Annotated in this window: 26 protein-coding genes; 14 read left to right on the top strand and 12 right to left on the bottom strand. The window is 56.8% G+C overall.

Annotated elements, in window-relative coordinates; translation table 11 throughout:
- Nucleotides 1-105 precede the first annotated feature (105 nt).
- The gene (locus ACOKCT_RS01100) at nucleotides 106-1,155 is read left to right on the top strand and encodes a rhodanese-related sulfurtransferase (protein WP_325940132.1); all 1,050 of its coding nucleotides are present in this window, start codon (nucleotides 106-108) and stop codon (nucleotides 1,153-1,155) included.
- Nucleotides 1,156-1,194: 39 nt separating this feature from the next.
- On the opposite strand, the gene ACOKCT_RS01095 is transcribed toward ACOKCT_RS01100, so the two are convergent.
- The 9 genes from ACOKCT_RS01095 to mdtH all read right to left on the bottom strand — a co-directional run bounded on the left by ACOKCT_RS01095 (nucleotide 1,195) and on the right by mdtH (nucleotide 7,897).
- The gene (locus ACOKCT_RS01095) at nucleotides 1,195-1,770 is read right to left on the bottom strand and encodes a YceI family protein (RefSeq protein WP_103179061.1); all 576 of its coding nucleotides are present in this window, start codon (nucleotides 1,768-1,770) and stop codon (nucleotides 1,195-1,197) included.
- Nucleotide 1,771: 1 nt separating this feature from the next.
- The gene (locus ACOKCT_RS01090; protein WP_103179062.1) at nucleotides 1,772-2,338 is read right to left on the bottom strand and encodes a cytochrome b; all 567 of its coding nucleotides are present in this window, start codon (nucleotides 2,336-2,338) and stop codon (nucleotides 1,772-1,774) included.
- Nucleotides 2,339-2,599: 261 nt separating this feature from the next.
- Complete coding sequence (locus ACOKCT_RS01085; protein ID WP_103181065.1) at nucleotides 2,600-2,713, bottom strand: YceO family protein; 114 nt, start codon at nucleotides 2,711-2,713, stop codon at nucleotides 2,600-2,602.
- Between the two features lie 56 nt (nucleotides 2,714-2,769).
- Nucleotides 2,770-3,888, bottom strand: a complete 1,119-nt coding sequence (gene solA, locus ACOKCT_RS01080; protein WP_159339151.1) for an N-methyl-L-tryptophan oxidase — start codon at nucleotides 3,886-3,888, stop codon at nucleotides 2,770-2,772.
- 116 nt (nucleotides 3,889-4,004) lie between these two features.
- Entirely contained in the window at nucleotides 4,005-4,259 is a 255-nt protein-coding gene (gene bssS / locus ACOKCT_RS01075) for a biofilm formation regulator BssS (RefSeq protein WP_103179063.1), read from the bottom strand.
- Between the two features lie 273 nt (nucleotides 4,260-4,532).
- Nucleotides 4,533-4,778: a DNA damage-inducible protein I gene (dinI, locus tag ACOKCT_RS01070; protein ID WP_103823692.1), complete on the bottom strand. Its 246-nt coding sequence runs from the start codon at nucleotides 4,776-4,778 to the stop codon at nucleotides 4,533-4,535.
- 74 nt (nucleotides 4,779-4,852) lie between these two features.
- Nucleotides 4,853-5,899 carry a dihydroorotase gene (pyrC, locus tag ACOKCT_RS01065; protein WP_180209142.1) on the bottom strand — a complete coding sequence of 349 codons (1,047 nt, stop codon included), beginning with the start codon at nucleotides 5,897-5,899 and terminating at the stop codon, nucleotides 4,853-4,855.
- A gap of 109 nt (nucleotides 5,900-6,008) precedes the next feature.
- Nucleotides 6,009-6,569, bottom strand: a complete 561-nt coding sequence (locus ACOKCT_RS01060) for a lipoprotein (RefSeq protein ID WP_103179066.1) — start codon at nucleotides 6,567-6,569, stop codon at nucleotides 6,009-6,011.
- 119 nt (nucleotides 6,570-6,688) lie between these two features.
- Nucleotides 6,689-7,897, bottom strand: a complete 1,209-nt coding sequence (gene mdtH / locus ACOKCT_RS01055) for a multidrug efflux MFS transporter MdtH (RefSeq protein WP_103179067.1) — start codon at nucleotides 7,895-7,897, stop codon at nucleotides 6,689-6,691.
- Nucleotides 7,898-8,255: 358 nt separating this feature from the next.
- On the opposite strand from mdtH, the gene rimJ reads away from it, so the two are divergent.
- From rimJ to murJ, 4 genes are all read left to right on the top strand, one after another.
- The gene (gene rimJ, locus ACOKCT_RS01050; protein ID WP_103179068.1) at nucleotides 8,256-8,840 is read left to right on the top strand and encodes a ribosomal protein S5-alanine N-acetyltransferase; all 585 of its coding nucleotides are present in this window, start codon (nucleotides 8,256-8,258) and stop codon (nucleotides 8,838-8,840) included.
- Between the two features lie 9 nt (nucleotides 8,841-8,849).
- Nucleotides 8,850-9,497 (top strand): YceH family protein, encoded by a 648-nt coding sequence (locus ACOKCT_RS01045; protein ID WP_103179069.1) that lies wholly within the window; start codon nucleotides 8,850-8,852, stop codon nucleotides 9,495-9,497.
- Between the two features lie 2 nt (nucleotides 9,498-9,499).
- On the top strand, nucleotides 9,500-10,423 hold the full coding sequence (locus tag ACOKCT_RS01040) for a Gfo/Idh/MocA family protein (protein ID WP_214421831.1): 924 nt from the start codon (nucleotides 9,500-9,502) through the stop codon (nucleotides 10,421-10,423).
- A gap of 150 nt (nucleotides 10,424-10,573) precedes the next feature.
- On the top strand, nucleotides 10,574-12,109 hold the full coding sequence (gene murJ / locus ACOKCT_RS01035) for a murein biosynthesis integral membrane protein MurJ (protein ID WP_103179071.1): 1,536 nt from the start codon (nucleotides 10,574-10,576) through the stop codon (nucleotides 12,107-12,109).
- Between the two features lie 55 nt (nucleotides 12,110-12,164).
- Here murJ and flgN read toward each other — a convergent pair whose 3' ends face one another.
- The 3 genes from flgN to flgA form a co-directional block, all read right to left on the bottom strand.
- On the bottom strand, nucleotides 12,165-12,587 hold the full coding sequence (gene flgN / locus ACOKCT_RS01030) for a flagella biosynthesis chaperone FlgN (RefSeq protein WP_103179072.1): 423 nt from the start codon (nucleotides 12,585-12,587) through the stop codon (nucleotides 12,165-12,167).
- A gap of 7 nt (nucleotides 12,588-12,594) precedes the next feature.
- On the bottom strand, nucleotides 12,595-12,882 hold the full coding sequence (gene flgM / locus ACOKCT_RS01025; RefSeq protein WP_103179073.1) for a flagellar biosynthesis anti-sigma factor FlgM: 288 nt from the start codon (nucleotides 12,880-12,882) through the stop codon (nucleotides 12,595-12,597).
- A 94-nt stretch (nucleotides 12,883-12,976) separates the two neighbouring features.
- Nucleotides 12,977-13,633, bottom strand: a complete 657-nt coding sequence (gene flgA, locus ACOKCT_RS01020; RefSeq protein WP_214421832.1) for a flagellar basal body P-ring formation chaperone FlgA — start codon at nucleotides 13,631-13,633, stop codon at nucleotides 12,977-12,979.
- A 160-nt stretch (nucleotides 13,634-13,793) separates the two neighbouring features.
- Here flgA and flgB point away from each other — a divergent pair, with 160 nt between their 5' ends.
- The 9 genes from flgB to flgJ are packed head-to-tail and all read left to right on the top strand — an operon-like array spanning nucleotide 13,794 to nucleotide 21,011.
- On the top strand, nucleotides 13,794-14,213 hold the full coding sequence (flgB, locus tag ACOKCT_RS01015; protein WP_103179075.1) for a flagellar basal body rod protein FlgB: 420 nt from the start codon (nucleotides 13,794-13,796) through the stop codon (nucleotides 14,211-14,213).
- A complete protein-coding gene (gene flgC, locus ACOKCT_RS01010) occupies nucleotides 14,213-14,617 on the top strand; it encodes a flagellar basal body rod protein FlgC (protein WP_103179076.1) in 405 nt (134 codons plus the stop codon). The genes flgB and flgC overlap by 1 nt, the downstream gene beginning before the upstream one ends.
- Nucleotides 14,618-14,628: 11 nt before the next feature.
- Entirely contained in the window at nucleotides 14,629-15,333 is a 705-nt protein-coding gene (gene flgD, locus ACOKCT_RS01005; RefSeq protein ID WP_103179077.1) for a flagellar hook assembly protein FlgD, read from the top strand.
- A gap of 26 nt (nucleotides 15,334-15,359) precedes the next feature.
- A complete protein-coding gene (gene flgE, locus ACOKCT_RS01000) occupies nucleotides 15,360-16,622 on the top strand; it encodes a flagellar hook protein FlgE (protein WP_156654275.1) in 1,263 nt (420 codons plus the stop codon).
- 20 nt (nucleotides 16,623-16,642) lie between these two features.
- Nucleotides 16,643-17,398, top strand: coding sequence for a flagellar basal body rod protein FlgF (locus ACOKCT_RS00995; protein WP_180209147.1), 756 nt, complete (start codon nucleotides 16,643-16,645; stop codon nucleotides 17,396-17,398).
- 11 nt (nucleotides 17,399-17,409) lie between these two features.
- Entirely contained in the window at nucleotides 17,410-18,192 is a 783-nt protein-coding gene (flgG, locus tag ACOKCT_RS00990) for a flagellar basal-body rod protein FlgG (protein WP_032617536.1), read from the top strand.
- A 57-nt stretch (nucleotides 18,193-18,249) separates the two neighbouring features.
- Nucleotides 18,250-18,948: a flagellar basal body L-ring protein FlgH gene (flgH, locus tag ACOKCT_RS00985; protein WP_039028917.1), complete on the top strand. Its 699-nt coding sequence runs from the start codon at nucleotides 18,250-18,252 to the stop codon at nucleotides 18,946-18,948.
- Between the two features lie 12 nt (nucleotides 18,949-18,960).
- A complete protein-coding gene (locus ACOKCT_RS00980) occupies nucleotides 18,961-20,058 on the top strand; it encodes a flagellar basal body P-ring protein FlgI (RefSeq protein ID WP_103179080.1) in 1,098 nt (365 codons plus the stop codon).
- Nucleotides 20,058-21,011, top strand: coding sequence for a flagellar assembly peptidoglycan hydrolase FlgJ (gene flgJ, locus ACOKCT_RS00975; protein ID WP_420193074.1), 954 nt, complete (start codon nucleotides 20,058-20,060; stop codon nucleotides 21,009-21,011). Before ACOKCT_RS00980 ends, flgJ begins: the two co-directional genes overlap by 1 nt.
- The last annotated feature ends 62 nt before the right edge of the window (nucleotides 21,012-21,073 follow it).

Raw genomic sequence — 21,073 nt, 5'->3', positions numbered from 1 at the left:
TTAACGTGAGAAATGTAGCGCAAAATGAAGGGATGTAAATTCCCAATGTTTGCTATATGATGCCGACCGATTTTCATTCTCATACGATTGCAGGAACCGTACACCATGCCAGTGTTACACAACCTCATTTCGAACGAAGAGCTGAAAGCGCGCATGTTGGCTGAAACCGAGCCGCGCACGACGATCTCGTTCTATAAATATTTCACCATCGTTAACCCGCAGGCTACCCGCGACGCGCTGTACAAGGCGTTAACCGCGCTGAACGTCTTTGGCCGTATCTATCTGGCCCATGAGGGCATCAATGCTCAGATCAGCGTGCCTGAAAGCAAGCTCGATGAGCTGCGCAGCTTCCTCTATGGCTTCGATCCGGCTCTGGACGGCCTGCGCCTGAATATTGCGCTGGACGATGATGGTAAATCCTTCTGGGTGCTGCGCATGAAGGTGCGGGAGCGCATTGTGGCGGACGGCATTGATGACCCGACCTTTGATGCCAGCGACGTGGGCGATTACCTGAAAGCGTCAGAAGTGAACGCCATGCTGGACGATCCTGACGCCGTGTTTATCGATATGCGTAACCACTATGAATATGAAGTGGGCCATTTCGAAAACGCACTTGAAATCCCGGCAGATACTTTTCGTGAGCAGCTGCCAAAAGCCGTTGAGATGATGCAGGAGCATAAGGACAAAAAAATTGTCATGTACTGCACCGGCGGGATCCGCTGCGAAAAAGCCAGCGCCTGGATGAAGCACAACGGCTTTAATAAGGTGTGGCATATCGAAGGCGGGATCATCGAGTATGCCCGTCGCGCCCGCGAGCAGGGGCTACCAGTGCGCTTTATCGGCAAGAACTTCGTCTTTGACGAGCGCATGGGTGAGCGCATCTCTGATGATGTGATTGCCCACTGTCATCAGTGCGGCACCGCCTGCGACACCCATACCAACTGCAAAAATGACGGTTGTCATCTGCTGTTTATTCAGTGTCCGGCCTGCGCTGAGAAGTTTAACGGCTGCTGCAGCGAGCTGTGTAGCGAAGAGAGCATGTTGCCTGAAGAGGAGCAGCGCCGCCGCCGTGCCGGGCGCGAAAATGGCAATAAGATCTTTAATAAGTCGCGGGGGCGTCTGAATACCCGCCTGGGCATTCCTGACCCGGAGTGACCCTGAAACCTTGCCCGGTCGCGTGACCGGGCGAGGGTATTATTTCTGCTGAACCCCTTCTACCGAAATGATCAGCTCTACGTCCTGCGACGCCGGGCCCAGATCGGTAGTGATGTTGAAGTCTTTCAGGTGAATTTTACCTGATGCCTCAAACCCGGCGCGTTTCCCGCCCCACGGATCGTCACCCTGACCAATCAGTTTTGCATCCAGCTTAACCGGTTTCGTTACGCCGTTCAGCGTCAGGTTGCCGGTAATATCCAGCCCGTCACCATCCTTTTTCACCTCGGTCGAGGTAAAGGTCGCCTGCGGGTATTTCGCCACGTTGAGGAAGTCTGCGCTGCGCAGATGCTTGTCGCGCTCGGCGTGGTTAGTATCGAGGCTGTTGGTGTTCAGGGTGACATTGACTTTATCATTCGCCGGATTGCTCTCATCAAAGGTAAATGAGCCATCGAAATCCTTGAATGTGCCGTACAGCCAGCTGTACCCCAGATGCTGAATACGGAAGTTCACAAAGGCGTGCTGGCCTTGTTTATCAATTTTGTAGTCCGCTGCCACGGCGGCGCCGGTGGTGAACAGCAGAGACGCTAAGGTTAATCCCAGCAGGCTTTTCTTCATTTTATGCTCCAGAGTCAGGGGACGCTTTGCCCAACATACGTGTCAGGGTGGCGTCTTTGTCGATAAAGTGATGTTTCATGGCGGCAAGTCCATGTAATACGGAGAGAATAACTACGCCCCAGGCCAGCCATAAATGCACGGATCCAGCCAGATCGGCCTGGGGGCCGGCATCGGCCAGCAGGGCGGGGACGTCAAACAGGCCGAAGACACTGATAGGTTTTCCGTCAGCGGTGGAGATCAAATAGCCGCTGATCAGGATGGCGAAAAGCAAGGCATACAGGGCGATATGGGCGGCGGCAGCGCTAATGCGCGTAAAGCGAGTCTGGCTTTTCAACGCCGGCGGAACAGGGGAGATATGGCGCCACAGCAGCCGCACCACCAGCGCCAGCATCAACATAAAGCCGATGCTTTTGTGCAGCTCCGGTGCCTGGTGATACCAGCCATCGTAATAGCTCAGGGTCACCATCCAGAGGCCAAGACCAAACATGCCGTAAACCGCAATCGCCATCAGCCAGTGCAGACTCATGGAAATAACGCCATAGCGTGTGGGGGAATTTCGCACCTGCATTTTGAGCACCATTATTAATTCGCAAGCGCTAAAAATGGCGTGAGCAAAACATTAATGCAAATGATATTTACACATATTCAATATTAATTTTATTTGTTCGATTATTTTGAATGAATATTAGAAATGATAGTCAATGGCGCTGTTAATGATTTGCTGGAGCGGCTGATTTTTGGCGGGTTGTGACATTTTTATGATGTTCAAATAATTTATGGGGAAATTATAGTTATTTTAAGAAATGTCAGTTTTTGTCAATGAATCTCATCAGAAAAATACAATGTAAAGAATATCGAGGACTGCTAACAGCGACCACAGCAAAATATAGAGCATCAGGTGCTCGCGAATATTATTGACCAGATAGTTAACGATACGACGCATGAGAAAACCGGTAAAAAGATGCATGAAAGGCTTCGGAAACCCGAAGCCTGACACCATTATCGGCTAAAGCGAGACAGGGAGAAAGGCGTGAGATCAAACGGCGGCGCGATATTCTGAGAGAATTGCGCGGCAATTTCACCCAGCACGCTGGCAAACTTGAACCCGTGCCCGCTCAGGCCGGTGATCAGCAGCGTATTATCATGACCCGGCAGGGTATCGATGATGAAATCTTCGTCCGGCGTGTTGTCATAGGTACAGGTTGCACCGTGTAACAGGCCGCCGATACCCGGCAGCACATTGCGCAGGAATTTGAATGCTTCAGAGCCATCCCCGGGGTAGGCGCCAAACGGCTTACGCTCTTCCGGCGAGTTAATCACCTGCCCGCCGTTATGTTTGCCGATCTTAAGGGCATCTTTTTCGGACGGGAAGCCGTAAAACTGGTCGCCGTCAGGCAGCTCGCCGGTAAAGGCTGGGAAGTGATTCTGATGGCTGTAGCGCCCGTCGGCCTGGAACCAGGAGAAAACTTTGCGTACCGGCTGCACCGGCAGGCCGGGAACCAGACGTGAAACCCAGGTGCCGGCGCTTACCAGCAGGCGGCTTGCGCTGTAGGGGCCTTCCGGGGTATCAACGGTGACACCGTCCTCATGATGGGTAATGGCGCTCACCGGGCAGTTAAACAATTGGGCGCAACCGGCCTCTTTGGCCAGCGCAATCCAGGTTTTAATCGCCAGTTCGCTGCGCAGTACGCCCGACCCGGATTCATACAGGCCGATATAGTCCGCCGGGACGTTGATCTCAGGCCAGCGCTTCATGATCGCTGCCGCGTCCAGTCGTTCAAGATTGAGGCTGAACTGGCGGGCGCTCTGTTCAACGGTCGCCAGAAATGGCGAGTCGGAGGGCCCAAGATTGACTACCCCCGTGCGTTCAAAGACCGGCTCACCGCTGATTTGCACCAGTTCATCCCACAGCGCCTGCGCCCGTAACACCAGCGGCACATAGCGTTCACCTTCGCCGTAAGCGTGGCGCATCAGACGGGTATCACCGTGGTGGCTCCCTTCGGTGTGGGGCGGCATATGGGCATCGATCATCAGTACGTTCTGACCGGCTCGCGTTGCGTAATAGCCTGCCGCCGCGCCGACAGATCCGCTGCCAATAATAATAAGATCGTATTTCATGAGGCTCTCTTTACGCGTTTCGTTGGTTAGCAGGGTAATTAAGAAGGCAGGGTTATACAAGGGAGAAATAAACGAGGCACCGTGAGGTGCCTGTTGGGTGAAAAAGTGTCGTGACGCTAGTGTCGCCGGTACTCATTTTCCTGGTAGTCACTGGATTCTATTTTTGCAATACCGGCTTCTAAAATAGAAATAAACTGGCGTGCGACATCTGTGGTTAACCACAACGTCTGCCCAACTTCCGCTTCTTCAGTGTCAGGATGATTTGGAGTCTGGTAGTGCAAACGCAGCATCAGTGCGTCGTAGCTATCTACAGTGCTGATATCCCAGCCTACAAGCGGATGGGTCTGGATGACTTCATTATTCTTTTCCATCATAACCCCCTGAATACGTGTTAAAAAGACAACGACTGTGAGGTTCAATGCGTGTTTTTCTGAAGCAATTTCAGTATATCAATAAATAAGGCTTCTGAAGGGAAAAAGAAACAGGCAGTCCCAAATATTTATGCGTTTTAGGATTGTTTGAACATTAAAACGTCATCTTGCTGATGATTTTTGACGAAGTCAGTCAGATTATTCGTGCTTTCACATAAAAAGAGGAAAAAAAGCCGGGGCGACCCGGCAAAAAAACACAATGAAGGAGAAAATTTAATCGGTAATAAACCAGTCGTCAGCGCTCTCCCAGGTTTCCTGTAAAATTTCGCTGATACGCTCTTTATCATCTTTTGCGCCACCGATGACCGAGAGATTGTTTGACCCCGCATAACGCACGGTGACGGCACCTTCGCGTTCGGGAAAGGAGTTGTTTATACGGCGGGATAATTCACCCGCCAGTGCGTCCAGCGCACCAGCAGGCAAAGGCGTTGTTCTGGCAATGGTCACTTCAATACGCATAATTGCCCCCTGTGTTATATACTGTGTATTTATACAGTCATATTGTTGAATTTACAACAGGGGGCAAACAATTTTTAACGCTTCACTGTCCACTGAACGGTTTCACCCGCGAGGAAGGGGATCAGGGTGTCGTCAGTCAGGGGGATGGATTCCACGACGCTGCTCTCTTCGCGCACCAGCTCAACAACGCCCTCATTCACCGGCAGACCGTAGAAACGCGGCCCGTTCAGGGAGCAGAACGCCTCGAAATGTTGCAGGGCATTCATCTCGTCAAAAACCTGCGCGTAGCTGGCAAGGGCGGTCGGGGCATTAAAGCAGCCTGCACAGCCACAGCTGGCCTCTTTACGATGACGGGCATGGGGCGCGGAGTCGGTGCCGAGGAAGGCGCGCGCAAAGCCGCTGGCAACCAGCTCGCGCAGCGCCTGCTGGTGGACATTGCGTTTGAGGATCGGCAGGCAGTAGAGGTGCGGACGCACGCCACCTACCAGCATATGGTTGCGGTTGAACATCAGGTGCTGCGGGGTGATGGTGGCCGCCAGGAGCTCGTTGCCATCGCGCACGTACTCCGCGGCATCTTTGGTGGTGATGTGTTCAAACACCACTTTCAGACCCGGCAGGCGCTGGCGCAGCGGCTCCATCACGGTTTCGATGAAACGCGCTTCACGGTCGAAAATGTCGATGTCGGCATGAGTCACTTCGCCGTGGACCAGCAGGGGCATCCCCAGTTTTTCCATGCGCTCGAGCACCGGCATAATCGCGTCAATGCTGGTGACACCGTGGCTGGAGTTGGTGGTGGCGTTGGCCGGATAGAGTTTGGCGGCGGTAAAGACCCCTTCGCTAAAGCCGCGCTCAATCTCATTCGCATCGAGCGTGTCGGTCAGATAACAGGTCATCAGCGGGGTAAAATCGTGACCGGCAGGCACGGCATCAAGAATGCGCTGGCGATAGGCGATCGCCGCATCGACCGTGGTGACCGGCGGCACCAGGTTTGGCATGACAATCGCGCGGCCATAAATTTCACTGGTATACGGCACGACGGTTTTCAGCATATCGCCATCGCGAAGATGGATATGCCAGTCGTCTGGGCGGCGGATTTTCAAAACCTGGGATTGTGCAGTCATGGATAGGCTCCGGCTGAGTGAGATGATTTTTGCCGGACACAAAGAATAGGGGGAAACGTTTTCGTTTGCACTCTTTTCTGTAAAAAAAGGCGCCGAAGCGCCTCACGGGTTAATCGACGAAGGGGATGACAATCTCACCCGGCTTCACTTCGATACCTTTTGCATATTTTTTCGCCAGTGCTTCGCCCTTGCTGTTGTCTTCGCTCAGGATATAAGCCGGCTGGTGATTAAAGTAGTTTTGCAGGGACTGATTCAGGTATGGCATCAGCGTCTGCAGAACCGGTTTCATCTTCTCCGGCGAGACCACGGCGTCGGTGATCTCCATCTGTTGCAGGTAGATGGCGCCCTGATCCTTATTGAAGACCGGCAACGCTTTTAACTTCAGCTTAATATTGGCTTTCTGGCTGCCGAACAGCGAATTCATGTCCAGACTGGCGTCGCCGGAGAGCATCACTTTGTTCGGCTCTTCGCGGCCAATCTGGCTGGCAAGATTGCTCAGGACGATATGCGCATCGGCGACGCCGGGCACACCGATATCTTTCGCAAAGTTATTGCGCTTCTGCAGGGCCTGGTTAATCTCCTGTTCACTGACCGTGTACTGGGTGAGCTGATTACAACCAACCAGCAGACCGCTGATGATCAACGCAGTAGCAATAACAATCTTTTTCATGGTTTTCCTCGACATACTGGCGCTTCAATCCTGACGCGCCAGTATGTCAGGGGAGTGTCCCTCAGACCAGCAGAATAAACTGATAACGGCGAAGAACAGGAAAAGTGCCTGAGTCCCGGTCAGGCTCCGGGCTCCAGCACGCCGGGTGCAGCGCGCTTGTGGCTGAACTGCCAGCCCAGCGCGAAGAAGGTGGTTACCCCAATCAAAGTCAGCATCACCCACGGCAGTTCAGGCTGGTTAAAGGCTTTCCCGGCATCGAACAGCCAGCCGCCCCCGGCATAGCCCAGCGCGCCACCAATCGCCAGACCGAGACGGCTGAAGCCCATATAGCTGCCCCGCGCGCGCGGATCGGCCAGCTCGGCGCTCAGCGTTTCACGGGCGGGTTCGGCGATGATGGAGCCGATATAGAAGGTGCAAATCAGCATAAACAGCTGTTGCAGGGAGCTCACCATCCCAATGGGCAGCATGCTCAGGGACATCAGCAGCAGGCCCGCCATCAAGCGATGCTCGAGGCGGAAGCGTTTTTCGCTCCAGCGAGCAATAGGGTAGAGGAGGGTGAGGGAGAGGCAGGCCTCAATGGCGTACATCCACTTCACCGCCGCCGGCGATCCGGCGATATCGTTAACCATGATCGGCAGCATCAGCATCACCTGTACGCCCAACATGTAATAGCCCGCCAGCGTCAGCACGTAGGTAATGAAACGTTTATCGCGCCAGACGCGGTCGAGCCCCTCCCGTACCGGCGCTTTGACGGTGGAGAGCTTCCAGGCGGGCAGCAGCCAGGCGTTAAAGGCCGCACACAGAATAAACAGCACCGCCCCAGTGGCGCAGACCAGCCGAAAATCGTACTGCAACAGCCAGCTTCCCAGCAGCGCACCCACCACCGCGCCCGCGCTGTCCTGCATCATCAGCAGCGAGAAAAAACGCCCGCGATGCCGGGGACGGATCAGCTTCACGACGAGCGCCGTGCGCGGCGGATCGAACAGCGTGCCGCCAAGCCCGGAAACAATACAGGAGACCCATAGCAGCCAGGGTTCATGGGCAATCGCCATCGTGGCAAAACCCGCCGCCCGCAGCAGCATGCCGGTGACAATCATCGGTTTCGCGCCAAAGCGGTCGGCAATCGCGCCGCCAAACACCCCCAGCCCCTGCTGGACAAACTGGCGCAGCCCCAGCGCAATGCCGACCATCAACGCTGCCCAGCCCATCTGATCGACAAAGCGAATAGAGATGAGGGGAAAAACGACAAAAAAGCCGAGTACAACCAGCATGTTATCAACAAGCAGGAAATATTTACCCAAGCTCCGGGCCTGTGAGATATGGGACATTTCCCCTCCAGGGAAATATACCCGTCATACTTCAGGTTGCCGGTGCGTTGGCCTCCTCGCTCACCCCTGTCACTTACCGGAGTAAGCTCCAGGGGATTCGCTGCGTCGCCGCCTTCCTGCAACTCGAATTATTTAGGGTATCAAGATAATGAGCGCGCTAATATTCTGCGGTGTCGGCAGGTTTTTTCCCACTACGCAGGCGACAATATTTTTTTATCAAAAAGGGGTTTTGATTGAGGGTTTTAATCGAAAAATGTGAAAAGTCTTCAAAATGGTATGTCACTGTTTTCCCAGAAGGCAGCAGCGCAGGTATAGTAAAGCTAACGGGTCAAAGTTGTAACATGAAGGAGTAGTATCCATGTTTGGCTATCGCAGTAATGTGCCGAAAGTACGCCTGACGACCGACCGGCTGGTGGTTCGCCTCGTGCATGAGCGTGATGCCTGGCGTCTGGCGGACTACTACGCTGAGAATCGTCAGTTTTTAAAACCCTGGGAACCCGTGCGGGATGAGAGCCACTGCTATCCTTCCGGCTGGCAGGCCCGGCTGAGCATGATCGCCGAGTTTCACAAGCAGGGCTCGGCGTTCTACTTTGCCCTGCTGGACCCCGATGAAAAAGAGATCATTGGCATCGCCAACTTCTCTAACGTAGTGCGGGGCTCGTTTCATGCCTGCTATCTGGGGTACTCCATCGGGCAAAAATGGCAGGGGCAGGGGCTGATGTTTGAAGCGCTGACCTCGGCAATCCGCTATATGCAACGTACCCAGCACATGCACCGCATTATGGCCAACTATATGCCGCACAATCAGCGCAGCGGCGGTCTGCTGGCGCGCCTCGGATTTGAAAAGGAGGGCTACGCCAAAGATTACCTGCTGATTGACGGCGAATGGCGCGATCATGTCCTGACGGCGCTGACAACCAAAGAGTGGAGCGCGGGGCGCTAAGGAACAGAGATGAAATATCAGTTAAGCGCCACTGAAGCGCGCGTCATTGGCTGCCTGCTGGAGAAGCAGGTCACGACGCCGGAGCAGTATCCGCTCTCGGTAAATGCGGTCACCCTGGCCTGCAACCAAAAAACCAACCGTGAACCGGTGATGAACCTTGCCGAACATGAGGTACAGGATCTGCTGGATGCGCTGGTGAAACGCCACTACCTGCGCACCGTCAGCGGCTTTGGCAATCGCGTCACCAAATATGAGCAGCGTTTTTGCAACTCCGAGTTTGGCGCCCTGAAGCTAAACTCCGCCGAAGTGGCGCTGATCGCCACCCTGCTGCTGCGCGGGGCACAGACCCCGGGCGAGCTGCGCACCCGGGCGGCGCGCATGCATGAATTCGCCGATATGCAGGAGGTGGAACAGACCCTCGAAGGCCTGGCGGCAAGAGAGGATGGCCCGTTTGTCCTGCGCCTGGCGCGGGAGCCGGGCAAGCGTGAAAGCCGCTATATGCATCTCTTCAGCGGAGAGGTTGAAACTGCCGCCGCCGCTGAGACAGTGGCTCCCGCCACGGAAGAAACCTTACTGGCCCGCGTTGAAGCGCTGGAAAACGAAGTCGAAGAACTGAAGCAGCGCCTCGATTCGCTGCTGGCACATCTGGGAGATTAACGGTGACAAAATTACGAGTGGGCGTGGTAGGGCTGGGGGGGATCGCCCAGAAAGCCTGGCTGCCGGTGCTGAGCGCCGCGTCAGACTGGACATTGCAGGGGGCCTGGTCACCCTCTCGGGATAAGGCGATCAGGATCTGTGAATCGCTGCGTATGCCTTACTATGAGTCGTTGCAGGAGCTGGCCCGCGCCTGTGATGCAGTCTTTGTCCATACTTCCACCGCCACCCATTACCAGGTGGTTAGCGAGCTACTGCATGCCGGGGTGCATGTCTGTGTTGATAAACCACTGGCGGACAATCTGGCCGACGCCGAGCGCCTGATTGAGCTCGCTGCACAGAAAAAACGCACCCTGATGGTCGGTTTCAACCGTCGCTTTGCGCCGCTCTATCAGCAGCTGAAAAATGGGCTTCAGGAGGCGGCATCCCTGCGGATGGATAAGCATCGCGCCGACAGCGTCGGCCCCAACGATCTGCGTTTTACCTTGCTGGATGATTATCTGCACGTGGTGGACACCGCGCTGTGGCTGGCGGGAGATAATGCGCGTCTCACCGGCGGCACGCTGCAAACCAACGAGCAGGGGGCGATGATCTATGCTGAGCACCATTTCAGCACGGGCAATATGCAGATCACCACCTCCATGCACCGCCGGGCAGGCAGCCAGCGGGAGTGGGTCCAGGCGGTGACGGACGGCGCGCTGCTGGACGTGACCGATATGCGCGAGTGGCGCGAAGAGCGGGGCGCTGGAGTGGTTACGCCGGCTATTCCTGGCTGGCAGAGCACCCTGGAGCAGCGTGGTTTTGCGGGCTGCGCGCGCCACTTTATTGAATGCGTGCAAAATCAGACGGTTCCTGAAACCTCGGGTGAACAGGCGATCCGTGCCCAGCGCATCGTGGAGAAGCTCTGGCGCGATGCCATGAGCGAATAACCCTCTGTAACATCTGCCCATAGCAATTCCTGTTTTTACGAGTAGACTAGGCGCGTTTTGCGTTTTCCAGGCCGGGTAAGCATAGCGATACCCGGCGAAATGACGCCTGCTTTGCAGGCGTTTTGTTTCAGGTAGTGGAAGCTCACGTTAATGAACCTATTAAAATCGCTGGCCGCCGTCAGCTCGATGACCATGTTTTCGCGCGTGCTGGGTTTTGCGCGCGACGCCATTGTGGCGCGGGTCTTTGGCGCAGGGATGGCCACTGACGCCTTTTTTGTCGCGTTCAAACTGCCCAACCTGCTGCGTCGAATTTTTGCCGAAGGCGCCTTTTCCCAGGCGTTCGTGCCTATCCTCGCGGAATATAAAAGTAAGGAGGGTGAAGACGCCACCAGGGTCTTTGTCGCGTATGTGTCGGGGCTGTTGACCCTCGCGCTGGCCATCGTCACCGTGATTGGGATGCTGGCGGCGCCCTGGGTGATCATGGTGACCGCCCCCGGCTTTGCCGATACCGCCGACAAGTTTGCCCTGACTACGCAGCTGCTGCGCATCACCTTTCCTTATATACTGCTGATCTCCCTGGCGTCGCTGGTCGGAGCCATCCTCAACACCTGGAACCGCTTCTCGGTACCGGCCTTTGCGCCCACCTTCCTTAACGTCAGCATGATCGGCTTTGCGCTGTTTGCCGCGCCGCATTTCCATCCGCCAGTACTGGCGCTGGCCTGGGCTGTGACGGTAGGGGGGGTACTCCAGCTGGCGTATCAGCTGCCGCACCTGAAGAAAATCGGCATGCTGGTCCTGCCGCGCATTAACCTGCGCGATGCCGGCGCGATGCGCGTGGTGAAGCAGATGGGGCCGGCGATCCTTGGCGTGTCGGTGAGCCAGATTTCACTCATCATCAACACCATCTTCGCCTCCTTCCTCGTCTCCGGGTCGGTTTCCTGGATGTACTACGCCGATCGCCTGATGGAGTTTCCCTCCGGGGTGCTGGGGGTGGCGCTGGGCACCATTTTACTGCCTTCACTCTCCCGCAGTTTCGCCAGTGGCAACCATGACGAATATTGCCGCCTGATGGACTGGGGGTTACGCCTCTGCTTCCTGCTGGCGCTGCCAAGCGCCGTAGCGCTGGGGATCCTGGCGAAACCGCTCACCGTCTCCCTGTTCCAGTACGGTAAATTTACCGCCTTTGATGCTGCCATGACCCAGCGGGCGCTGATCGCCTATTCCGTGGGACTGATGGGCCTTATCGTGGTGAAAGTGCTGGCCCCGGGCTTCTATTCGCGCCAGGACATCAAAACCCCGGTGAAGATCGCCATTGTGACGCTGATTATGACCCAGGTGATGAACCTCGCATTTATCGGTCCGCTGAAGCATGCCGGTCTGTCGTTATCCATCGGTCTGGCGGCCTGTCTCAACGCCGGGCTGCTCTACTGGCAGCTGCGTAAGCAGCAGATCTTTACCCCGCAGCCGGGCTGGTCGCGCTTCCTGCTGCGTCTGGTGATTGCGGTGCTGGTAATGGCGGCCGCGCTGGTGGGGATGCTCTACGTAATGCCGGACTGGTCGCTGGGCACCATGCCATATCGTCTGCTGCGCCTGATGGCGGTCGTGCTGGTGGGGGTAGTGGCCTACTTTGCCACCCTCGCGGTGCTGGGCTTTAAGGTGAAAGAGTTTGCCCGCCGCACGGCGTAATGCAAAAAAAGGGGAGCGCCTGTCGGTGCTCCCCATTCCTGTGGCTATCGCCTGATTAAATCGAAATTTTCTTTCCGCCGCTGCGTGAGCTGGCTGTCTGGCCATCGGCGCCATACAGTCCTGTCTCCTGATGCGGCTTAAGCACGGCAAGCGCCTGCTGGTTACGGAGGATCTGCCCTTCCAGTAACCACCCGTTGTGCTGATTCAGATCGCGCAGATGCTGCGTTTTTTCAGTAATAGTTTGCCAGCGTTCGACGACATCATCATTTGCACTATGGCGCGCGGATTGCTCGCTGCGTCGCTGCTGTTCAAGGTAGTCCAGCGTGGCCAGCAGTGAGCTTTTATCTTCTGTAATGCGCTGCAGCGCGCTGCCATGAACATTTCCGGCAGAGAGCTGCTGCTGTTCGGCGTCCATGACCGTTTTCAGGTCGTTCAACACGACCGTCATTTGATCCATTATTTCCGTCAGACGACTCATACAGTGGTTACTCTAAGAAACTTTGCGCATCCTGGATCAGCGCATCAGCGATTTTACTGGTATCCATTTTCAGCTCGCCATTGCGGATGGCGGTTTTCAGCGCTTCAACACGCTCCATGTTGATATCGTTGCTACCAGGCTGCATCAGTTTCGCCTGGGCATCGCTCAGCGTGACGCTGGTGCTGTTGGCGGTCGCCGATTTTTGCGGGCGAGTCTTTGCAGTGGCAGTGTCATTCATTTCGCGCGGTTGAACTGGGCTAACCGGCTTCAGGGGCGATGTACGATCAATGCTCATTATATTGTCCTCATCGAGGGTTCGCGGCGTTGGCGCCTGACATCATCATTAAGTTACTTCTATATCGGCAGCCGCCGCATAATCTTTAAAAAGATTATAGGTTAATCAGAATATTCCCATCAGAATCCACCGTTCCGCTCACCACCTGGCCCGAAGACATTCTCACCCGGGCGTTTTGCGCAACCGCCGCATTGTTTAGCGCCTGACCTTCACCGTTAACGCTAAAGCCGTCGCCGCTGGCGATAACCATCACCCGCTGCCCCGCTTTGATCCGCCAGGACTGACGCAGCATCGATAGCTGCAAAGGCTGCCCTGGCACCAGATCGCGCAGGCTGACGGCATTCTGCACCTGGTTAATGTCCAGGATGGCCCGGGGCGGAAGCTGATCCAGCCTGCCGCGCTTCAGCGTAACGCTGTCCGGCTGCAGGGCGGCACCCCGGGGGATACTCCGGGACGCGACAACATAATCGCCCGTGGCCTGAACTGCAACCTGTATAAATCGTTTTTCATTGCCACATCGGGCGGTAACGCTGACGTTGCCCCACAGCTTCGTATTGCCGAGAACGCTGAATGCAGGCGTCTCGCACGAAGGACGCATGCTGGCTGGCGTGCGAACCTGCACCGAAACCTCATCGCTGAACCCCGCCAGCCGCTGGGCAAAAAATGTTGTCAGCTGGGCATCAAGATCCTGCGCCTGCGTGAGGGCGCTCCAGAGGAGCAGGGTTGCGGTGAAACCACGTTTGAGTGCCATATCGCCCGTTACCGTCGGTTTAATGATGAGCAGAATTCTACCTGTAGGGGTTTGCCATCAACGCAATAAATAGCGACGCATTTTGTGCTTATTCCGTCGATGAAGTAGACGGGGTGAGATTTAAGCTATCCACTGAAATTTTGCCATCAGCGGAGGAGACATGCTCGATAAACTCGACGCCGCGCTACGTTTTCAGCAGGAAGCGCTCAACTTACGCGCCCAGCGTCAGGAGATTCTGGCCGCCAATATCGCTAACGCCGACACCCCCGGGTTTCAGGCGCGCGATATCGATTTTTCCAGTGAATTAAAGAAAGTGATGGAGCGCGGTCGGGCCGAAAATAGCGGTGTCGCCCTTGCGCTGACGTCTGCACGCCACATTCCCGCACAGACCGTGACCACCCCGAGTATCGATTTACTTTATCGCATTCCCGATCAGCCATCCCTGGACGGTAACACCGTCGATATGGACCGGGAGCGTACGCAGTTCGCCGATAACAGCCTGCAGTACCAGATGGGGCTGACCGTTCTCGGCGGGCAGATTAAAGGCATGATGAATGTTCTGCAGGGAGGCAATGGTTAATGGCCTTACTCAATATCTTTGATATCGCGGGTTCAGCCCTGACCGCGCAATCGCAACGACTGAACGTCGCCGCCAGTAACCTGGCGAACGCCGACAGCGTGGCGGGTCCGGACGGGCAACCTTATCGCGCCAAACAGGTGGTGTTCCAGGTCGATGCGGCACCGGGCGCCGCAACCGGCGGGGTAAAAGTCGCCAGCGTAATTGAGAGCCAGGCACCGGACAAACTGGTCTACGAGCCGGGCAACCCGCTGGCCGACGCCAACGGCTACGTCAAAATGCCGAACGTGGATGTAGTGGGCGAGATGGTGAACACCATGTCAGCGTCCCGCAGCTACCAGGCCAACGTTGAAGTACTGAACACCGTGAAGAGCATGATGCTTAAAACGCTCACTCTGGGCCAGTAAAGGAGAGATCAATGTCCATTGCAGTCAATGTCAATGACAGGTCGAGTGCCACAGGCGTCAGCGGCACCACCGGCAACAGTTCGCTTACCGGCAGCAACGCGTCCGATCTGCAAAGCAGCTTCCTGACGCTGCTGGTCGCACAGCTGAAAAACCAGGATCCAACCAACCCGATGCAGAACAACGAACTGACCACGCAGCTTGCGCAGATCAGTACGGTGAGCGGCATCGAGAAACTGAACACCACGTTGGGTTCTATTTCCGGGCAGCTCGACAGCAGCCAGTCGATGCAGGCCAGCACGCTGATTGGGCATGGCGTGATGATCCCGGGCTCCACCATTCTGGCAGGCAGTAGCAGCACCGACGGCACCAGCACCACCTCCACCACGCCGTTTGGTGTTGAGCTGCAGCAGAGCGCCGATAAAGTGACCGCCACCATCACCGACAGGAACGGTGCGGTGGTTCGTACCATTGATATCGGCGAACTGAAAGCGGGAGTACACACCTTTACCTGGGACGGCACGATGACCGACGGCAGCAGTGCGCCAAATGGTTCCTATAACGTTGCCATCTCCGCCAGCAGCGGCAGTACGCAGCTGGTGGCCCAGCCACTGCAGTTCGCGATGGTGCAGGGTGTGATCCGCAGCAGCAACGGTAACACGCTGGATCTGGGGACTTACGGTACAACTACGCTCGACGAAGTTCGGCAGATTATATAAGCCTTAACCTTTATCAGGAGTAACAAATGGCCTTTTCACAAGCGGTCAGCGGCCTGAATGCTGCAGCCACTAACCTCGACGTCATTGGTAACAACATTGCCAACTCCGCGACCTATGGCTTTAAGTCTGGTAGCGCGTCGTTCGCAGATATGTTCGCCGGTTCCAAAGTCGGTCTGGGCGTAAAAGTCGCCGGGATCACTCAGGACTTCAGCGACGGTACCACCACTAATACCGGTCGTGGTCTGGACGTGGCGATCAGCCAGAACGGTTTCTTCCGTATGCTCGACAGCAACGGTTCCGTCTATTACAGCCGTAACGGCCAGTTCAGCCTGGACGAAAACCGCAACCTGGTAAACATGCAGGGTCTGCAGGTGACCGGCTATCCGGCAGCGGGTAGCCCGCCAACGGTACAGACCGGCGCGAACCCGCAGCCGATCACCATTCCTAACAATCTGATGGCCGCTAAAGCGACCAGCACCGCAGCCCAGCAGATCAACCTGAACTCCACGGACAGCGTGCCTAACATCCCGTTTGACGTGACCAGTGCCAACCCGGATTCAGACAGCTTCAACAAGAAAGGCACCATCACCGTCTATGACAACCAGGGTAACGCCCACAACATGTATGTCTACTACGTGAAAACGGCGGACAACAAGTGGGATCTCTACACCCAGGACGGTAGCGCCGCGAACGGCCAGATCACCAAATCTGCCCAGATGAGCTTCGACCCCAACGGCAACCTGGAAGGGATCTATAACTACAGCCCAGCCGGTGTTTTGAGTGCGACGCCAAACGCCAATCCGGCCATTAACGTGACCACCGATCCGCTGAGCGGCGCGCTGCCGGTGACCTTCTCCCTGAGCTTCCTGAACTCCATGCAGCAGAACACCGGGGCGAACAACATCGTGGCGACCAACCAGAACGGCTACAAGCCGGGCGACCTGGTGAGCTATCAGATCAACGACGACGGTACCGTGGTAGGTAACTACTCCAACGAACAGAACCAGGTGCTGGGTCAGATCGTACTGGCAAACTTCGCCAACAACGAAGGTCTGCAGTCTGAGGGGAACAACGTCTGGTCTGCCACGCAGTCTTCAGGCGTGGCGCTGCTGGGCACCGCCGGTTCCGGTAACTTCGGTACCCTGACCAACGGCGCGCTGGAAGCCTCCAACGTCGACCTGAGTAAAGAGCTGGTCAATATGATCGTCGCGCAGCGTAACTATCAGTCGAACGCGCAGACCATCAAAACCCAGGATCAGATCCTCAACACGCTGGTTAACCTCCGCTAAGTGGCTGACGGGATAGCTTAATGGATCACGCAATATATACCGCGATGGGCGCCGCCAGTCAGACGCTCAATCAGCAGGCCGTCACCGCCAGCAACCTGGCGAACGCTTCGACGCCGGGCTTTCGCGCGCAGCTCAATGCGATGCGCGCCGTCCCGGTGGAAGGGCTCTCCCTGCCGACGCGTACGCTGGTGACCGCCTCCACCCCGGGAGCCGATATGACGCCCGGGCAGATGGATTACACCTCGCGCCCGCTTGATGTGGCGCTGCAGCAGGACGGCTGGCTGGCGGTTCAGACCGCAGACGGCGGCGAAGGCTACACCCGTAACGGGAACATCCAGGTGGACGCGGTCGGGCAACTGACCATCCAGGGACGTCCGGTTATTGGTGAAGGTGGCCCGATCACCGTGCCGGAAGGCTCGGAGATCACCATCGCGGCCGACGGCACCATCTCCGCCCTGAACCCGGGCGATCCGCCAAACACCGTCGCGCCGGTTGGCCGCCTGAAGCTGGTAAAAGCCGAAGGTTTTGAAGTGCAGCGTGGCGACGACGGCATGTTCCGTCTGACCCAGGCGGCGCAGGCTACCCGTGGCGCAACGTTACAGGCTGACCCGACCATTCGCGTCATGTCTGGCGTGCTGGAAGGCAGTAACGTTAAGCCAGTAACCGCGATGACCGACATGATCGCCAGCGCCCGCCGTTTTGAAATGCAGATGAAGGTGATTTCCAGCGTTGATGAAAACGCCGGTCGCGCCAACCAACTGCTGTCAATGAGTTAACAGGACTACTTATGATCAGTTCTTTATGGATCGCGAAAACCGGCCTCGACGCGCAGCAAACCAATATGGATGTCATCGCCAACAACCTGGCGAACGTCAGCACCAATGGGTTTAAGCGTCAGCGTGCGGTTTTCGAAGATTTGCTTTATCAAACCATTCGCCAGCCAGGGGCACAGTCTTCTGAACAGACTACGCTGCCTTCCGGTCTGCAGATTGGTACCGGTGTTCGCCCGGTAGCGACTGAACGTCTGCACAGCCAGGGCAACCTCTCCCAGACCAACAACAGCAAAGACGTGGCGATCAAGGGCCAGGGCTTCTTCCAGGTTCAGCTCCCGGACGGGACCTCTGCCTATACCCGTGACGGTTCGTTCCAGGTGGATCAGAACGGCCAGCTGGTGACCGCGGGCGGTTTCCAGGTGCAGCCGGCGATCACCATTCCGGCGAACGCCCTGAGCATTACCATCGGGCGTGACGGGATCGTGAGCGTGACCCAGCAGGGCCAGGCTGCGCCGGTGCAGGTTGGCCAGCTTAACCTGACCACCTTTATGAACGACACCGGTCTGGAAAGTATCGGTGAAAACCTGTACATCGAAACCCAGTCCTCCGGCGCACCGAACGAGAGCACGCCGGGTCTGAACGGTTCAGGTCTGCTGTATCAGGGGTATGTGGAAACCTCAAACGTCAACGTCGCGGAAGAGCTGGTGAATATGATCCAGGTTCAACGCGCGTACGAAATTAACAGTAAAGCAGTGTCGACGACCGACCAGATGCTGCAGAAACTGACGCAACTCTAAGGTGTAGCCCGGTGCGGTTCACGCCGCACCGGCTCCCTGTTTTCGAAGATGAAGGCAATGCAAAAACACGCGGCGATTCGTTATCCCATAGTGACTCTCCTGGCCGTTACCCTCAGCGGTTGCGCCTGGGTTCCGTCTCAACCTTTGGTGCAGGGTGCGACTTCCGCCCAACCCATTCCTGGCCCGACGCCGGTAGTGAATGGCTCAATTTTCCAGACCGCGCAGCCGATTAACTACGGTTATCAGCCGCTGTTTGAAGACCGTCGCCCACGTAATATCGGCGATACGCTGACCATCCAGCTACAGGAAAACGTCAGCGCCAGTAAGAGCTCGTCGGCGAATGCCAGCCGCGACGGGAAAACCAATTTTGGCTTCGACACTGTGCCACGCTATCTCGAAGGACTCTTCGGTAACGCGCGCGCCGATGCCGAGGCGTCTGGCGGCAACTCCTTTAACGGTAAAGGCGGCGCCAATGCCAGCAACACCTTTAGCGGCACGTTGACGGTAACCGTCGACCAGGTGCTGGCGAACGGCAATTTACATGTAGTGGGTGAAAAACAGATCGCCATCAACCAGGGCACGGAATTCATTCGCTTCTCCGGTGTGGTTAACCCTCGCACCATCAGTGGCTCCAACACCGTACCGTCCACTCAGGTGGCCGATGCGCGCATTGAGTATGTCGGCAACGGCTACATCAATGAGGCGCAGAATATGGGCTGGTTGCAGCGTTTCTTCCTTAACTTATCACCGATGTAATCGAGGTGACCTATGTTTAAATCCCTCTTCGGGTTCCTGCTGGTGCTGGTGGCGACATGTGCCCAGGCCGACCGTATTCGCGATCTCACAAGCGTACAGGGTGTGCGGGAAAACTCACTGATCGGTTACGGTCTGGTTGTGGGGCTTGACGGGACGGGTGACCAGACCACCCAGACGCCGTTCACGACCCAGAGTCTGAACAACATGCTCTCCCAGCTCGGCATCACGGTGCCCGCCGGGACCAACATGCAGCTGAAAAACGTGGCGGCGGTAATGGTCACCGCCTCTTTCCCGGCCTTTGCGCGCCAGGGGCAAACCATCGACGTGGTGGTATCCTCCATGGGGAATGCGAAAAGCCTGCGCGGCGGGACTCTGCTGATGACCCCCCTGAAAGGGGTAGATAGCCAGGTGTATGCCCTGGCGCAGGGTAACATCCTTGTCGGCGGGGCGGGTGCCTCCGCAGGCGGCAGCAGCGTGCAGGTCAACCAGCTTAACGGCGGCCGTATTACCAACGGGGCGGTTATTGAGCGTGAACTGCCGACCCAGTTCGGCAGCGGCAACACCATTAACCTGCAGCTGAATAATGACGACTTCACTATGGCGCAGCAGATTGCGGACACCATCAACCGCAACCGCGGCTACGGCAGCGCTACCGCGCTGGATGCCCGCACCGTGCAGATCCGCGTCTCCAGCGGCGGCAGTAACCAGGTGCGTCTGCTGGCGGATATCCAGAATATGGAAGTGAACGTCACGCCGCAGGATGCCAAAGTGATCATCAACTCCCGCACCGGCTCGGTGGTGATGAACCGTGAGGTGACGCTGGATAGCTGCGCCGTGGCGCAGGGCAACCTGTCGGTGACCGTCAACCGCTCGGCTAACGTCAGCCAGCCAGATACGCCGTTTGGCGGCGGTGAAACGGTGGTGACGCCGCAGACCCAAATCGATTTGCGTCAGAGCGGCGGCTCGCTGCAGAGCGTGCGCTCCAGCGCCAACCTGAACAACGTGGTACGTGCCCTGAACGCGCTGGGCGCCACCCCGATGGATCTGATGTCGATTCTGCAATCCATGCAGAGCGCGGGCTGCCTGCGCGCCAAACTGGAAATTATCTGATGCTGACCGATAGCAAACTGCTGAGCAGCGCGGCCTGGGATACCCAGTCGCTCAACGAACTGAAGTCTAAAGCGGGTAAAGATCCGGCGGGCAATATCCGCCCGGTTGCCCGCCAGGTGGAGGGGATGTTTGTCCAGATGATGCTGAAAATCATGCGTGAAGCCCTGCCAAAAGATGGCATCTTCAGCAGCGATTCCACGCGTCTGTACACCAGCATGTATGACCAGCAGATTTCGCAGCAGATGACTGCCGGTAAAGGGTTAGGACTTGCCGATGTGATCGTTAAGCAGATGGCGGCCGCGCAGGGCGTGCCGCCAGAAGAGGCACCGCAGCAGGTGCCGATGAAGTTCGATCTGGAAAGGGTCACCAGCTATCAAAACCAGGCTCTGACGCAGATGGTGCGTAAAGCGGTGCCGAAGGTGCCTGAGAGCAATGATGAACCCCTTACCGGCGACAGCAAAGACTTCCTGGCGCAGCTCTCCCTGCCGGCGCGTCTCGCCAGCCAGCAGAGCGGGGTGCCGCATCACCTGATCCTCGCCCAGGCGGCGCTGGAGTCGGGCTGGGGGCAACGGCAGATCCGTCGTGAGAACGGTGAGCCGAGCTTTAACATCTTTGGGGTGAAGGCCTCGGGGAGCTGGAAAGGGCCGACTACCGAGATCACCACCACCGAGTATGAAAACGGCGAAGCGAAGAAGATCAAAGCCAAATTCCGCGTCTACAGCTCCTATCTCGAGGCACTTTCAGACTATGTCGGCCTGTTGAGTCGTAACCCGCGCTATGCGGCAGTGACCCAGGCCGCGACGGCAGAGCAGGGTGCGCAGGCGTTGCAGAACGCGGGCTATGCCACCGATCCACAGTATGCCCGCAAGCTGACCAGCATGATCCAGCAGCTGAAAGCGATGGGTGAAAAAGTCAGCAAAGCCTACAGCAACGATATCGAAAATCTGTTCTGAAAGTTCTCAAGTCCGGCTGGGGCCTGCCGATAATCTCCAGCAGGACTCGTGTCTGAAAGTAT

The sequence above is a fragment of the Leclercia sp. M-A074-M genome (assembly GCF_965195605.1).
Taxonomy (GTDB): domain Bacteria; phylum Pseudomonadota; class Gammaproteobacteria; order Enterobacterales; family Enterobacteriaceae; genus Enterobacter.
The sequence above is the reverse complement of the archived record's forward strand: the minus strand, read 5'-3'. Positions and strand labels throughout refer to the sequence as shown.

Coding starts and splice junctions, on each gene's coding strand:
- ACOKCT_RS01100 (WP_325940132.1), top strand. CDS start 106: ATGCCAGTGTTACACAACCTCATTTCGAACGAAGAGCTGAAAGCGCGC.
- ACOKCT_RS01095 (WP_103179061.1), bottom strand. CDS start 1,770: ATGAAGAAAAGCCTGCTGGGATTAACCTTAGCGTCTCTGCTGTTCACC.
- ACOKCT_RS01090 (WP_103179062.1), bottom strand. CDS start 2,338: ATGCAGGTGCGAAATTCCCCCACACGCTATGGCGTTATTTCCATGAGT.
- ACOKCT_RS01085 (WP_103181065.1), bottom strand. CDS start 2,713: ATGCGTCGTATCGTTAACTATCTGGTCAATAATATTCGCGAGCACCTG.
- solA (WP_159339151.1), bottom strand. CDS start 3,888: ATGAAATACGATCTTATTATTATTGGCAGCGGATCTGTCGGCGCGGCG.
- bssS (WP_103179063.1), bottom strand. CDS start 4,259: ATGGAAAAGAATAATGAAGTCATCCAGACCCATCCGCTTGTAGGCTGG.
- dinI (WP_103823692.1), bottom strand. CDS start 4,778: ATGCGTATTGAAGTGACCATTGCCAGAACAACGCCTTTGCCTGCTGGT.
- pyrC (WP_180209142.1), bottom strand. CDS start 5,899: ATGACTGCACAATCCCAGGTTTTGAAAATCCGCCGCCCAGACGACTGG.
- ACOKCT_RS01060 (WP_103179066.1), bottom strand. CDS start 6,569: ATGAAAAAGATTGTTATTGCTACTGCGTTGATCATCAGCGGTCTGCTG.
- mdtH (WP_103179067.1), bottom strand. CDS start 7,897: ATGTCCCATATCTCACAGGCCCGGAGCTTGGGTAAATATTTCCTGCTT.
- rimJ (WP_103179068.1), top strand. CDS start 8,256: ATGTTTGGCTATCGCAGTAATGTGCCGAAAGTACGCCTGACGACCGAC.
- ACOKCT_RS01045 (WP_103179069.1), top strand. CDS start 8,850: ATGAAATATCAGTTAAGCGCCACTGAAGCGCGCGTCATTGGCTGCCTG.
- murJ (WP_103179071.1), top strand. CDS start 10,574: ATGAACCTATTAAAATCGCTGGCCGCCGTCAGCTCGATGACCATGTTT.
- flgN (WP_103179072.1), bottom strand. CDS start 12,587: ATGAGTCGTCTGACGGAAATAATGGATCAAATGACGGTCGTGTTGAAC.
- flgM (WP_103179073.1), bottom strand. CDS start 12,882: ATGAGCATTGATCGTACATCGCCCCTGAAGCCGGTTAGCCCAGTTCAA.
- flgA (WP_214421832.1), bottom strand. CDS start 13,633: ATGGCACTCAAACGTGGTTTCACCGCAACCCTGCTCCTCTGGAGCGCC.
- flgB (WP_103179075.1), top strand. CDS start 13,794: ATGCTCGATAAACTCGACGCCGCGCTACGTTTTCAGCAGGAAGCGCTC.
- flgC (WP_103179076.1), top strand. CDS start 14,213: ATGGCCTTACTCAATATCTTTGATATCGCGGGTTCAGCCCTGACCGCG.
- flgD (WP_103179077.1), top strand. CDS start 14,629: ATGTCCATTGCAGTCAATGTCAATGACAGGTCGAGTGCCACAGGCGTC.
- flgE (WP_156654275.1), top strand. CDS start 15,360: ATGGCCTTTTCACAAGCGGTCAGCGGCCTGAATGCTGCAGCCACTAAC.
- ACOKCT_RS00995 (WP_180209147.1), top strand. CDS start 16,643: ATGGATCACGCAATATATACCGCGATGGGCGCCGCCAGTCAGACGCTC.
- flgG (WP_032617536.1), top strand. CDS start 17,410: ATGATCAGTTCTTTATGGATCGCGAAAACCGGCCTCGACGCGCAGCAA.
- flgH (WP_039028917.1), top strand. CDS start 18,250: ATGCAAAAACACGCGGCGATTCGTTATCCCATAGTGACTCTCCTGGCC.
- ACOKCT_RS00980 (WP_103179080.1), top strand. CDS start 18,961: ATGTTTAAATCCCTCTTCGGGTTCCTGCTGGTGCTGGTGGCGACATGT.
- flgJ (WP_420193074.1), top strand. CDS start 20,058: ATGCTGACCGATAGCAAACTGCTGAGCAGCGCGGCCTGGGATACCCAG.